The sequence below is a fragment of the Paracoccus binzhouensis genome, from assembly GCF_016446475.1.
Lineage (GTDB): Bacteria > Pseudomonadota > Alphaproteobacteria > Rhodobacterales > Rhodobacteraceae > Paracoccus > Paracoccus binzhouensis.
Genome location: NZ_JAEHFP010000117.1, coordinates 1 through 13,080, shown reverse-complemented (window position 1 = coordinate 13,080; position 13,080 = coordinate 1). Strand labels below are relative to the sequence as shown.

Here is a 13,080-nt window from a genome sequence, read left to right as displayed (position 1 = left end):
AGCCAGAAGAGATCGCTCATGTCACCGCTCCGTTTTCGGAGGCGTGAATCACGCAGCGCAACAGAAATCAATGCATCCTGACCCTAACCGAGCCGATCCTGCTTGGTGGAGCACCCCGCTCCGTCGCCATCCTGAACGGCACGCTGGCCGGAGCCGTGGGCCTCGGGCTGCAGCTCTGGTTCGCCGGCATCCTGATCTGGGCCGTCGGCCATATCGCCGCCGTCTGGGCTGCAAAGCGCGACCCACTCTTCGTCGAGGTCGCGCGCCGCCATCTGCGCCTGCCCGGCCATCTATCGGTGTGAGGCTCGAGACATGATGAATCTCGCAGAATACCGCCGTACTACATCCCGCCTCGCCGATTACCTGCCCTGGGTGGCGCTGGTCGGAGATGGCATCGTTCTGAACAAGGACGGTTCTTTCCAGCGCAGCGCGAAGTTCCGTGGTCCTGATCTCGATTCCTCCGTCGCGGCCGAGCTGGTCGCGGTCGCCGGTCGGTTGAACAACGCCTTCCGTCGCCTCGGCTCGGGCTGGGCCATTTTCGTCGAAGCGCAGCGGTCGGAAGCCGCGACCTATCCCGCGAGCCGCTTCCCCGATCCGGCCTCGGCGCTGGTCGATGCCGAGCGCAAGGCCGATTTCGAGGAAGAAGGAAGGCATTTCGTTTCGGGCTACTTCCTGACCTTCCTCTGGCTTCCGCCTGCCGAAGACGCCGCGCGCTCCGAATCCTGGCTTTACAAGGGCCGCGAAACGTCGGGCGTGAACCCCTGGGAACAGGTGCGCGGATTCGCCGATCGCACAGACCGCGTGCTGGCCTTGCTCGACGGTTTGATGCCCGAATGCCGATGGCTCGATGATGCCGAGACCCTGACCTATCTCCATTCGACGATCTCGACCAACCGGCACCGCGTCTGCGTGCCGGAGACACCCATCTATCTCGATACGCTGCTGGCCGATCAGCCGCTGACCGGCGGGCTGGAGCCGCGCTTGGGCAATCAGCATCTTCGGGTGCTGACCATCACCGGCTTTCCCGGCACGACCACGCCTGGACTGCTCGACGAGATGAACCGGCTGGCCTTTCCCTATCGCTGGTCCACGCGCGCCATCCTCATGGACAAGACCGATGCGACCCGGCTGCTGACCAGGATAAGACGGCAGTGGTTCGCCAAGCGCAAGTCGATTGCCGCGATCCTCAAGGAGGTGATGACCAATGAGCAATCCGCATTGGTCGACACCGATGCTGCCAACAAGGCCGCCGATGCAGACCTCGCCCTGCAGGAGCTCGGCGCGGATGTCGCGGGCATGGCCTATGTCACGGCAACCGTCACGGTCTGGGATGAAGATGCCCGCCGCGCTGACGAAAAGCTGCGGCTGGTCGAGAAGATCGTTCAGGGCCGCGATTTCACCGCCATGCCCGAAACCGTCAACGCCGTCGATGCCTGGCTCGGCTCTCTGCCCGGACATGCCTACGCCAATGTCCGGCAGCCGCCCATCTCGACGCTCAACCTTGCCCACATGATCCCCCTCTCTGCCGTGTGGGCGGGGCCGGAACGGGACGATCACTTCGGCGCACCCCCGCTGCTCTATGGCAGGACCGAAGGATCGACCCCGTTCCGGTTTTCTCTTCATGTTGGCGATGTGGGCCACACGCTTGTCGTCGGACCGACCGGCGCGGGCAAGTCGGTGCTGCTCGCGCTCATGGCGCTCCAGTTCCGGCGATACGCAGGAAACCAGGTCTTCGCGTTCGATTTCGGCGGCTCGATCCGCGCCGCCGCGCTCGCCATGGGCGGTGACTGGCATGATCTCGGCGGCGAGTTGACCGACGCTGCCGCGGCGTCAGTCTCGCTGCAACCGCTGGCGCGCATCCACGAGACGGCCGAGCGCGCCTGGGCCGCCGATTGGGTCGTCGCGATCCTCACGCGCGAGAACATCCAGATCACGCCCGAGGTGAAGGAGCACATCTGGACGGCTCTAACCTCGCTGGCTTCGGCCCCGGTCGAGGAACGCACCATTACCGGCCTGTCGGTCTTGCTGCAGTCCAACGATCTGAAACAGGCGCTGCGTGCCTATTGCGTCGGTGGTCCCTATGGGCGGTTGCTTGATGCCGAGAGCGAACATCTCGGATCGGCCGACGTGCAGGCGTTCGAGATCGAGGGGCTGGTCGGCACAGGCGCGGCGCCTGCCGTCCTGTCCTATCTGTTTCATCGCATCGGCGACCGGCTCGACGGCCGCCCGACACTGCTCATCATCGACGAGGGCTGGCTGGCGCTGGATGATGAAGCCTTCGCAGACCAGTTGCGCGAATGGCTCAAGACGCTGCGCAAGAAGAACGCCAGCGTGATCTTCGCCACGCAAAGCCTGTCCGACATAGACGGCAGCAATATCGCACCAGCCATCATCGAGAGCTGCCCGACGCGGCTCTTGCTCCCGAACGAGCGCGCCGTCGAGCCACAGATCACCGCGATCTATCGCCGCTTCGGCCTCAATGACCGGCAGATCGAGATCCTCGCGCGGGCCATGCCCAAGCGGGACTACTACTGCCAGTCGCGGCGCGGCAACCGCCTGTTCGAACTGGGCCTCAGCGAAGTCGGCCTCGCACTCTGCGCAGCCTCTTCGAAGTCCGATCAGTCCCTGATCGCCGAGATTCTCGCCAAACATGGCCGCGATGGTTTCCTCGCCGCCTGGCTCAAGGCACGCGGCGTCGAATGGGCGGCCGACCTGATCCCGGACCTCACCAATCTCGCACCGGAAAGCGAAGACCTGTCGCCCGTCATCTTCGATGACGACGCATTCGAATTCACCCTGGAAGAAGAGGAGATTACTCCATGACGTGCAAAATACCCCGGATCACGCGCATGGCCAGCGCCTCGGCACTGGCCCTTGCGCTCGCCGCACCGCTGGTCCTGGCCCCGGTGTTCACGACACCGGCCCATGCCTTCTTCGGCTTCGGCGGCATTGTCTACGACCCGACCAACCACGCGGAAAACCTCCTGACAGCGGCTCGATCCCTGGAGCAGATCAACAATCAGATCGCACAGCTCCAGAACGAAGCGCAGATGCTCATCAACCAGGCCCGCAATCTCGCGAGCCTGCCCTATTCGTCGCTTCAGCAGCTCCAACAGAACGTCCAGCGGACCCAGCAGCTTCTCGGGCAGGCCCAGAACATCGCTTTCAACGTGCAGAGCATCGATCGGATGTTCCAGCAGGACTACGGCAACCTGTCTCTGAACGCGACAGACGCCCAGATGATCGACGATGCGCGCAACCGCTGGGAAAATACGGTCGGCGGCTTGCAGGATGCGATGCGCGTCCAGGCCGGCGTCGTCGGCAACATCGATAGCAACCGCACGCAGATGTCGGAGCTTGTCGGTCAGAGCCAGGGGGCAACTGGCGCGCTTCAGGCGACGCAGGCCGGCAACCAGCTTCTCGCCCTTCAGTCGCAGCAGCTCTCCGACCTGATCGCGGTCATCTCGGCCAATGGCCGGGCCGACGCATTGTCGGAGGCGGAACGCGCCACCGCCGCAGAACAGGGGCGCATCCAGCGTGAACGATTCCTGACGCCGGGGGCGGGCTACCAGCCCGGCAACGCACAGATGTTCAACTGAGGCCGGGAGGGAAGATCATGGAAGGGAAGGTGCTGGCCCGGATCGCGGCCATCGTATTCATCGCCGTCGCCATCACGGCGACCGTCATCGAGATGACCCATGAGGACATCTCCGTCCCGGCGCCTTCCACTCCTTCGCTCCAGCCTCCGACCGATCCCTTGCGTGAAGGTCAGCGCCGCTGCCAGCGGATGGGTGAGGCCGCCGCGAGCGATGCGGATTGTCTGGCGATCTGGGCCGAAACCCGCGATCGCTTCCTCGGCTGGACACCGGCGCCTGCCGCTCCGAACGGAGGACAGTGAGCCATGGGCGGAACGGGGGTCATCGACAACTTCCTTGGTATATTCACCAGCTACATCGACTCCGGATTCGGCCTGCTCGGTGGCGAAGTAGCGTTTATCGCCACCTCGCTGATCGTGATCGACGTCACCTTGGCCGCCTTGTTCTGGGCCTGGGGTGCCGATGACGACATCATCGCCCGGCTGGTGAGGAAGACGCTGTTCGTCGGCGTCTTTGCCTACATCATCTCCAACTGGAACAATCTCGCCCGTATCGTCTTCGAGAGCTTCGCCGGCCTTGGCCTGATGGCTTCGGGAACCGGCTTTTCGGCTGCCGATCTCCTGCGCCCCGGCCGCGTCGCGCAGACCGGCCTTGAGGCCGGACGGCCGCTGCTCGAATCCATCTCCGATCTGATGGGCTGGATCGCCGTTTTCGAGAACCTCGTGCAGATCCTCTGCCTGTTCTTCGCCTGGGCACTGGTCATCCTCGCCTTCTTCATCCTGGCCGTCCAATTGTTCGTGACGTTGATTGAGTTCAAACTGACCACGCTGGCAGGCTTTGTCCTCATTCCCTTCGGCCTCTTCGGCAAGACAGCCTTCATGGCGGAAAGGGTCTTGGGGAACGTCATTTCCTCCGGGATCAAGGTGCTGGTCCTCGCCGTCATCATCGGCATCGGCTCCACATTATTCGGCCAGTTCACCGCCGGTTTCGGCGGTGCGACCCCGACCATCGACGACGCCATGGCGATCGTGCTGGCGGCACTCTCCCTTCTGGGCCTGGGCATTTTCGGCCCCGGCATCGCCACCGGCCTCGTCTCCGGTGGTCCGCAACTCAGCGCCGGCGCAGCTGTCGGTACGGGCCTCGCCGTTGGCGGAACGGCAATAGCCGCTGGAGGCGCGACCATGCTCGCAGCAAAGGGCGGCGCTGCTGCACTCTCGGGTGGTGCCGCCCTCGCGCGTGGTGGGGCCTCCGCCGCTGGCGCAGCCTCGTCGGCCTACACCCTTGGCTCCATGGGCCAGTCCGGCGCGGCCGGTGCCGCTTCGGGCCTCGGTGGTGTGGCCCGTGCGGGTGCGGCCGCGACCGTCTCGCCCCTCAAGCGTGCCGCCTCCCGCGCCGCAGACAGCCTGAAATCCAGCTACTCGGATGGCATCAAAGGCGGATTTGAAGCCTCCGGTGGTCACTCCTCGATGGGCACGGTTGGCGGAAACCCAACCCCCGTGTCCGCCAATTCCCCCTCCACCGATGGCCCGCCTGCCTGGGCGCAGCGGATGCAGCGCAGCCGGGCCATGGGCCACGGCGTCACCGCCGCCGCCCATGCCGTCCGCTCCGGCGACAGCCATGGTGGCGGTTCCTCCGTCAGCCTTTCCGAAAGCGACCGCTCATGAACCTCTTCAAACGACCCACAACCCATTACGGCAAGACGCCGGAACCCGAGACGCCCTATCAGAAGGCCGCGCAAGTCTGGGACGAGCGCATCGGTTCTGCCCGCGTGCAGGCGAGGAACTGGCGCTACATGGCCTTCGGGTCGCTGATCCTGTCGGCCGGTTTCGCCGCCGCGCTGGTCTGGCAATCGGCACGCGGAACTGTCGTGCCCTGGGTGGTGCAGGTCGATAATCTCGGCCAGGCACAGACCGTCGCGCCGGCCGTGGCCGATTATCGCCCGACCGATCCGCAGATCGCATTCCATCTCGGCCGCTTCATCGAGCAGGTCCGAGCAATTCCCGCCGACGCGATCATTGTCCGCCAGAACTGGCTGCGCGCCTACGAGTTCACCACCGACCGGGGCGCGGCGGCGCTCAACGACTATGCCCGCGCCAACGATCCCTTCACCAAAGTCGGCCGCCAGCAGATCGCTGTCGAAGTGTCGTCGGTCATCCGGGCCTCACCGGATAGCTTCCGCGTCGCCTGGACCGAACGCCACTACGAAAACGGCCAACTCTCCGCAACCGAACGCTGGACCGCGATCCTGACCATCGTGATCCAGATGCCGCGAGACGCCGAGCGCCTGCGGGCCAATCCCCTTGGAATCTATGTCAACGCTATCAACTGGTCGCGGGAGATGAGCCAATGACCCGCGCGATTTTCCGTAAAGCCGCGCTTCCGGCTTTCCGTAGACCCGTCTTGTCGGATTTCCGCAAACTCGGCCTTCCGGCTTTGCTGTTGTCAGCGACCATGCTCGCAGGTTGCGCAACGAACCGGGTTCCGCAATTCAGCTATGACGACTCTGTGCCGCCACTGCCGGCCCCGCCTGCGACTTCGACGGAGAATCGTTCCCGCCCGCTGCACACGCCCCCGGTCTGGACCGTGGCGCGCGGCGGCGATGCGGCCGGCACGCCGACCGCCCGCGTCGAAAACGCCAATGCCGCGGCTCGTGTCGAACCGCGCCGCGAGGGGTATTACAATGCCATCCAGATCTATCCGTGGTCGGAAGGCGCGCTCTATCAGGTCTATGCCGCGCCCGGGCAGATCACCAATATCGCGCTGGAGCCGGGCGAGAGCCTGACGGGCGCGGGGCCGATTGCTGCTGGCGATACCGCCCGCTGGATCATAGGCGATACCGAGAGTGGGAGCGGGGCGAACACCCGCGTCCATATCCTCGTCAAACCGACCCGACCAGACATCTCGACCAACCTCGTCGTCACCACCGATCGCCGCCTCTACATGATGGAGTTGCATGCGCGGGAGGAGCCGTACATGCCTGCCGTCGCCTGGGCCTATCCCACACCACCTGCCGGCCAGCGCCAGACCGCTCCCGCCGCGCCGGTCATCCCGGCGCCTTCGGGCCGCAATCATCGCTACGGGTTACAGGTGCAAGGTGACACCCCGCCCTGGCGGCCGATCTCGGTCTTCGACGACGGCCGCCGCGTCTATGTCGTTTTTCCGCGCGGGATCGTGCAGGGCGAGATGCCGCCCCTCTTCGTCCTGGGCTCGGACGGCGAGCCGCAGATCGTCAATAGCCGCATCCATCAGAACGTCCTGATCGTGGATCGCCTGTTCGGCGCGGCCGAACTGCGTCTCGGCAGTGGCAACCGCCAGCAGGTGGTGAGGATCGTCCGCATCGAACCTGGCCAGGCGACAACGCAGCCGGCCAGCCCAACCACGGGAGGATCGTCCTCATGACTCAGACCGATACCGCCGCGCCCATGCGGCTGCGCGCCGAACCGCCCCGCGTCACCCGCCTGTCCCGCAAGGTGCTGGCAGGCGTCGGAGCGGTGGCACTTCTCGGCATCGGCGGGGCGCTGATCTATGCTCTCCAGACCCGCGAAGCGGGACCGGGAGGGGAAGAACTCTATTCGACCGAGAACCGTCCCACCGCGGACGGCCTGGCTGGCCTGCCGCGCGACTATAGCGGGCCGGTGCTTGGCCCCGCGCTGCCCGGCGATCTCGGTCGTCCGATTCTCAGCGCGCAGGAGCGCGGACAGCCGGTGGCGCCGCCAGCCATCGTAACACCCGCTGTCGATCCCGAAGAGGAACGCCGCCGTGCCGAGGAAGAGGCCGCGCGTCTGAGCAACGTGTTCTTCCAGACCGGGCCGCGACCCGGGCCGACGGTGGGAACCGCCATACCCGCCCTGCCCGATCTCAGCGGACAGCGACAAGATGCGTCCGGACAGAATCGTCATGCCGCCTTCCTGGGCGGCCCGGTGGATCGGCAGACCGTAGCACCTGACCGCGTCATGCCGCCAACCTCGCCCTACATTCTTCAGGCAGGGTCCGTGATCCCTGCCGCTATGATCACAGGCATCCGTTCCGATCTACCCGGACAGATCACCGCGCAGGTCACGGAAAACGTCTATGACAGCCCGACCGGCTCACTGCTCCTGATCCCACAGGGCACGCGCATCATCGGGCAATACGATGACGGTGTGACCTTCGGTCAGCGCCGCGTCCTCCTCGTCTGGAACCGCCTGATCCTGCCCGGCGGCCGCTCCATCGTGTTGGAACGACTGCCGGGCGCGGACGCTTCCGGCTATGCCGGTCTTGAGGACGAAGTGGATTACCACTGGTGGGATCTGATGAAGGCCGCCGGCCTCTCGACCCTCCTTTCGGTCGGCACCGAACTCGCCGCCAGCGACGAGGACCGGCTGATCCGCGCCATCCGCGACGGGGCACAAGACACAATCAATCAGGCCGGCCAGCAAATCATCCAGCGCCAATTGCAGGTCGCGCCGACCCTCACCATCCGGCCGGGCTTCCCGGTCAGGATCATCGTGACGAGAGATTTGGTGCTCGAACCCTACGGAGGCTGACCATGGCGAAACTGAAACTCGGGCCGCTCCCCGACGACAAGCCGGTGAAAGTGACAGTGGAACTGCCCGCGTCCCTACACCGCGATCTTGTCGCCTATGCTGCGATTCTCGCACGGCAATCGGGCCAACCCGACATCGAGCCGAGCCGCCTGATCGTGCCGATGCTCGAACGGTTCATCGCCACCGATCGCGAGTTCTCGAAAGCGAAAAGAAACAACCCGGCCCAGCGATAGCACCCCGGCGCAGCCCGCCGCCGCATGTGCGTCCAACAACGCCCCAAGTCTCGATGCCATTCCGATCAATACAAATTCTTCACGCGCGCGGGCGCAAGCAGTGTTTCACAATTGGTCTTATCGGTATTTCCGATTTCCCGCCGCCAATACCATCCGACATATCGTTTATCCAACGAGGCGCAACCAACGGAAACAAGAATAAGCAGATATCTACGAAATGGCGCAGGGAGGGACGAAGTCGACGGCTTCGCATTCGAAGAGCATGACCTGTCACCACTACTGGAGTTTCAAATGCTTGAGGCAATATCCCCGCGACACACCACCTCCGACCCAGTCGATCCCGCAATTCGGATCGACGCCACCAGGGAAGACGTTTCCGTACTGAACAATCTGCTCAGAAGCGGAATCCGCATCGAAAGCGAGCAGCAAGATCGTGACGAATATCTCAATGGGCTGATCACCAAGCCCTGGGGGCAGGAATATCGCGCCTTTGTGGACGACTTCCTCGATATCTGGCACCTCCAGATCAATCCGGGGCAGTCCACCTCCGTGCATGCACATCCCCGCAAGACCACTTATCTCCTGTGCCTTTCCGGGTCCGGGGTCAGCACCAACCTCAAGAGTTCGGTGCCGATCAGTCAGGGCACGATCCTTCGCATCGGTCGCGGTGCCTTTCACGCGACGAAATGCGACGAAGGCACCGATCCGCTGATGCTGATCGAAGTGGAGACACCGAGAAACAAATTCGATCTTGTGCGGCTGGCCGACAACTACGACCGCGCTGCAAAGCAGTACGAACCCGAGGGCACTCCGTTGCCAGCCGGTCGGCGGCGCCACCCGCAGATTCCGAACGCGAGCTTCTGCCCCGCATCCCCCTGCGGAAATTTCAAGTTCTCGATCCGGACCGGAATGGATGTCTTCTATCGCGGCATCCCCGACGGCGTGTTTCTGATCAAACTCGGCATCGACACCCTGCTCTCCGACGACATGCTCATCCTGAGCAATCGCGTCCGTGAGAAGGAGAGCATCAACACCGATGCGCACTACCTTTGCGTCGAAACCATCGGCGCCTGATCCTCCCCTCCCTCAAAAGACGAAAGGTCATTTCATGTCGAGACGCGCAGCAATCATCACCGGGCAAGGGTTCCAGGACCACGACGTCATCTACACCTATTACCGCCTCATCGAAGAGGGCTGGGAGGTCGACGTCGCCACCAAGGACGGCCGAGAGACCATCGGGAAATACGGAGTTCCCCTTCCCATGGACAAGACCGCCCAACCTCTGATCTCCTATGACGATCTGGCCGTTGACGACTACGACGCCGTAGTGCTCACCGGCGGTCACGAAGCCCCCGACCGTGTTCGCCAGGTCAAGCCGGTTCTGGATTTCGTGCGCGATATGGACGCCGCCGGAAAGGTGGTGGCCGGACTGTGCCATGGCCCCTGGATCATGGTCAGCGCCGGTGTTCTTCGGGACAAGACCGCCTGCGCCTATATCGGCCTGCGCGATGACGTGATCAACGCCGGCGCGAATGTCATCGATGGCGATGTCGTCGTGGATGGCAACATCATCACCTGCTCCTACTACGCCTATGTCGGCAAGTTCATGCGGACGATGTTCGAGGTCGTTGAAGCGAGGGCGGTCGAGGCCAGCTCGGAGAAGCAATATGCTCGCGCTTGATTTCGACGGCGTGGTTGCCGACGCGTTGCAGGAATGCGCGGCGGTAACCTGGCATGCGGGACCATTCGGACGGGGTGCGACAGCACCCCGTCTTCCCGATGCCATCGACGAGGTGCCTCATTCGTTCATCGAAACCTTCAGACAGGTACGTGCCTACAGCCGCACGCTCGATGATTTCATGGTTGCCAACGTTCTCCATGAACGCCCCGGCTCAATCGACCGGCAGCTCTTCCAGAGCACCCGCGATCTGCACAGGCGCGATCTCGCGGATCAGGCAGCCGCTGCCGAGCGGGTCAGGGGCAACTGGCGTGACCAGCAATATGACCAGTGGACCGGGCTGCACACGGTACATCCCGAGGTCGCCGAACTGATCGCCAATGCCCGCCAGGACATCGTGATCGTCTCTGCAAAGGATGCCGAGTCGATCAAGGCGGTTCTGAAGCTTCATGGACTGGACGAAAAGGTCTCAAGGATCAAAGGGGCGTGCAAGAACAAGCGTCATGTCCTTCAGGCCCTCCTCAACCATGACCCCGACATGGCTGGCGAAGGCATTATTTTCGTCGACGACAGCATCGAGAATATCCTCGACGCCCGCGATCTTCCCGTTCGGGTCAAATGGGCGGGATGGGGATACCACGGTCCGGAGGATCTTGCGGTTGCCGCGGAGCACGATGTGCGAATGCTCCACCTCTCCGAAGTCGCGAAGTTGACGTCGGCTGGCGGTTCCTGATCCGCCGGCCCCTCGACGCGACAACGACGCCGCGAAGGGGATTCTGATTGCAATCCAATGTGCTATTACTTGAAGACGGGATGTCATTCTCGGCATTATTTCGTCTTCAAGGAAAGCCATGTCATTCAGCCGTACAAGTCTTGGTAATCTCGATCTGAACCTCTTGTCGGCGCTGGTGGTTCTGGTCGAGGAAAAGAGCACCGTCCGCGCCGCCAGACGCCTGCATCTGGCCCAATCGACGGTCTCGGGTGTCCTTGCCAAGCTCCGCGAGACACTGGGCGATGAACTGTTGGTGCGCAATGGCCGCGCGCTGGAGCCGACCACGAAAGCGCTCGAACTGGTCAGGCTCACCAAGCCTCATCTCGAGGCGCTCTCGGCCGCAGTCGGAACGACGCTGGACTTCGATCCTGCCCTGCACACCCGCGAATTCCATCTCGGATGCACGGATGCGGTCGCTTTCTCGATCCTGCCCAGCCTGACACAAACCTTAAGGACACATGCTCCGGCCTGCAATCTCATCGTGCGGATCGGTGACTATCGTACGCTCCCGGATATGCTCGCGGCAGGGCAGATCACGACCGCGATAGGCTATATGCGGGAGAACCTTCCGGCGACCGCCAAGATGAAAGTGCTGCGCAATGCGGGTTGGGTCGTGCTGCGAGACGCGCGGCAGCCGCCGGTCACCGATCTCGACGACTTCTGCGTGCGGCCTCATGCCATCGTCACCCCAAGGGGGGACCTCTGCGGCTTTGTGGATGATCAGTTGCAGGCCCTGGGCCGGAGTCGACGTGTCGCCATCGGTCTTTCGAATTTCGCGCTGCTTCTGGCGGTTCTGCCCGGCAACGACATGATAGCGACGGTGCCGGACTTCATCGCCGAGAAACTGGCGAGCATCGGTCATCTGGAGATCGATCCGTGCCCGGTAGAGATTCCGCCCGTCAGGAATCTGATGACCTGGAGCGTGGTCGCCGATAGCGATCCCGCGCAGCAATGGTTCCGCACCCAGGTTTCCAGTGCCTTCGTCGAACCGTCGCAATAGGCACCGTCTGCGCGATTGGAACTATCGGTACTTCCAATTTCCGCAAGGGTCGAAAGTCAAGCATTGTTCCTCTGTCTCAAACAGAGGAACACAAAATGGCAAGAATTCTGATCGTGTTGACGTCCCATACCAAGGTCGGCAGCACCGAAAAGAAAACCGGCTTCTATTTCGACGAAATGGCAACGCCCTATTGGGCACTGGTCGATGCCGGTCACGAGATCACGATCGCCTCGATCGCGGGCGGGCACCCCGAATACGATCCCTCCAGCGTCAAGGACAATCCATCGGAGCGCCCTGAACCCGTCGCGCGGTTCCTGGGCGACAGCCAGGCGATGGCACTACTGTCGAAAACGGCTCGGATCGACGATGTGTCTCCGGCCGATTTCGACGGCATTTTCCTTGCCGGCGGCCACGGAACAATGTTCGACTTCCCGAATAGCGATGCCCTGGCCACCCTGATCGGCAAGATCTTCGACGCGGGCGGCATCATCGGGGCGGTCTGCCACGGCCCCGCCGGTCTGGTTTCCGCGAAGCGGGCCGACGGTCGGCCGGTTGTCGAAGGCCTGCGCGTCAATGCCTTCACCGATGCCGAGGAACAAGCGGTAGGGCTGGTCGAAGCGATGCCGTTCCTGCTCGAATCCCGGCTGCGCGATCTCGGCGCCAAGTTCGAGGGCACGGACAACTTCAAGGAACATGCGGTGCGCGATGGCCAACTGATTACCGGCCAGAACCCGGCCTCGGCCGCGCTGGTTGCCGGTAAAATGCTCGAAGCCCTCGTCGAGAAAGAGCATACGGCCACCGCGTGACAGACGCGATGGCGGTGAAACCGCGCCGTCTTCCCCATCCCTCGCCGCCGAAAGCCTCATCCCGGCCTTGAGGCCGGGATGGCCGTTTGGCCAGAGCCTTTCCCCGTCGCGTCCGCCAGGGCGCTACCTCATTCACGAACCGGGAGAACCCCAATGAAATACCTTCACACGATGGTTCGCGTCTCGGACATCGAAACGTCCCTTCATTTCTACTGCGAACTGCTCGGCATGGTGGAAGTGAACCGCATCGAGAACCCGTCCGGTCGCTTCACCCTCATCTTCCTGGCGGCGGACGAAGACGAGACCGCGGGACGCGCCAGCAAGGCCCCACTTCTTGAACTCACCTACAACTGGCCCGATCAGAATGGCGAGACCGAGAATATTAGGTCATGTTGACAAATGGCGAAGCCAGAGCCTGATGCAGGCGATGTCGATGAAGCCGAGGAAACTGTCTGCGGTTTTGTCGTAG

At 63.3% G+C, this 13,080-nt stretch carries 15 protein-coding genes and 1 pseudogene; 15 read left to right on the top strand and 1 reads right to left on the bottom strand.

From position 1 onward, the window contains the following. Window positions 1–47: 47 nt before the first annotated feature. The 15 genes from I9P22_RS19905 (at window position 48) to I9P22_RS19835 (ending at window position 13,007) form a co-directional block, all read left to right on the top strand. Entirely contained in the window at window positions 48–302 is a 255-nt protein-coding gene (locus I9P22_RS19905) for a VirB3 family type IV secretion system protein (RefSeq protein ID WP_456299615.1), read from the top strand. Between the two features lie 10 nt (window positions 303–312). Then, entirely contained in the window at window positions 313–2,823 is a 2,511-nt protein-coding gene (gene trbE, locus I9P22_RS19900) for a conjugal transfer protein TrbE (RefSeq protein ID WP_199261399.1), read from the top strand. A 26-nt stretch (window positions 2,824–2,849) separates the two neighbouring features. After that, the gene (gene trbJ / locus I9P22_RS19895; RefSeq protein ID WP_408635214.1) at window positions 2,850–3,599 is read left to right on the top strand and encodes a P-type conjugative transfer protein TrbJ; all 750 of its coding nucleotides are present in this window, start codon (window positions 2,850–2,852) and stop codon (window positions 3,597–3,599) included. 17 nt (window positions 3,600–3,616) lie between these two features. After that, window positions 3,617–3,898, top strand: coding sequence for a putative entry exclusion protein TrbK-alt (gene trbK-alt, locus I9P22_RS19890; RefSeq protein ID WP_199261395.1), 282 nt, complete (start codon window positions 3,617–3,619; stop codon window positions 3,896–3,898). Between the two features lie 3 nt (window positions 3,899–3,901). Further along, window positions 3,902–5,260: a P-type conjugative transfer protein TrbL gene (gene trbL, locus I9P22_RS19885; RefSeq protein ID WP_199261393.1), complete on the top strand. Its 1,359-nt coding sequence runs from the start codon at window positions 3,902–3,904 to the stop codon at window positions 5,258–5,260. After that, the gene (gene trbF / locus I9P22_RS19880) at window positions 5,257–5,946 is read left to right on the top strand and encodes a conjugal transfer protein TrbF (protein ID WP_199261391.1); all 690 of its coding nucleotides are present in this window, start codon (window positions 5,257–5,259) and stop codon (window positions 5,944–5,946) included. Before trbL ends, trbF begins: the two co-directional genes overlap by 4 nt. Further along, window positions 5,943–6,995, top strand: a complete 1,053-nt coding sequence (gene trbG / locus I9P22_RS19875) for a P-type conjugative transfer protein TrbG (RefSeq protein ID WP_199261389.1) — start codon at window positions 5,943–5,945, stop codon at window positions 6,993–6,995. Before trbF ends, trbG begins: the two co-directional genes overlap by 4 nt. Further along, window positions 6,992–8,122 (top strand): TrbI/VirB10 family protein, encoded by a 1,131-nt coding sequence (locus tag I9P22_RS19870; protein WP_199261388.1) that lies wholly within the window; start codon window positions 6,992–6,994, stop codon window positions 8,120–8,122. The genes trbG and I9P22_RS19870 overlap by 4 nt, the downstream gene beginning before the upstream one ends. Before the next feature lie 2 nt (window positions 8,123–8,124). Next, on the top strand, window positions 8,125–8,355 hold the full coding sequence (locus I9P22_RS19865) for a DUF2274 domain-containing protein (protein ID WP_199261387.1): 231 nt from the start codon (window positions 8,125–8,127) through the stop codon (window positions 8,353–8,355). 291 nt (window positions 8,356–8,646) lie between these two features. Next, window positions 8,647–9,429, top strand: a complete 783-nt coding sequence (locus tag I9P22_RS19860) for a cupin domain-containing protein (protein ID WP_199261386.1) — start codon at window positions 8,647–8,649, stop codon at window positions 9,427–9,429. A gap of 34 nt (window positions 9,430–9,463) precedes the next feature. Then, window positions 9,464–10,036, top strand: a complete 573-nt coding sequence (locus I9P22_RS19855; RefSeq protein ID WP_199261385.1) for a type 1 glutamine amidotransferase domain-containing protein — start codon at window positions 9,464–9,466, stop codon at window positions 10,034–10,036. Beyond that, complete coding sequence (locus I9P22_RS19850) at window positions 10,023–10,766, top strand: HAD family hydrolase (RefSeq protein ID WP_199261384.1); 744 nt, start codon at window positions 10,023–10,025, stop codon at window positions 10,764–10,766. The genes I9P22_RS19855 and I9P22_RS19850 overlap by 14 nt, the downstream gene beginning before the upstream one ends. 118 nt (window positions 10,767–10,884) lie before the next feature. Further along, complete coding sequence (locus I9P22_RS19845) at window positions 10,885–11,805, top strand: LysR family transcriptional regulator (RefSeq protein WP_199261383.1); 921 nt, start codon at window positions 10,885–10,887, stop codon at window positions 11,803–11,805. A 95-nt stretch (window positions 11,806–11,900) separates the two neighbouring features. After that, complete coding sequence (locus I9P22_RS19840; protein ID WP_199261381.1) at window positions 11,901–12,611, top strand: type 1 glutamine amidotransferase domain-containing protein; 711 nt, start codon at window positions 11,901–11,903, stop codon at window positions 12,609–12,611. A 153-nt stretch (window positions 12,612–12,764) separates the two neighbouring features. Next, complete coding sequence (locus I9P22_RS19835; protein WP_199261379.1) at window positions 12,765–13,007, top strand: VOC family protein; 243 nt, start codon at window positions 12,765–12,767, stop codon at window positions 13,005–13,007. On the opposite strand, the pseudogene I9P22_RS19830 reads toward I9P22_RS19835, so the two are convergent. Further along, window positions 12,999–13,080: pseudogene (locus tag I9P22_RS19830) on the bottom strand (IS5/IS1182 family transposase); the annotation flags it as partial. The gene I9P22_RS19835 and the pseudogene I9P22_RS19830 sit on opposite strands and share 9 nt — an antisense overlap.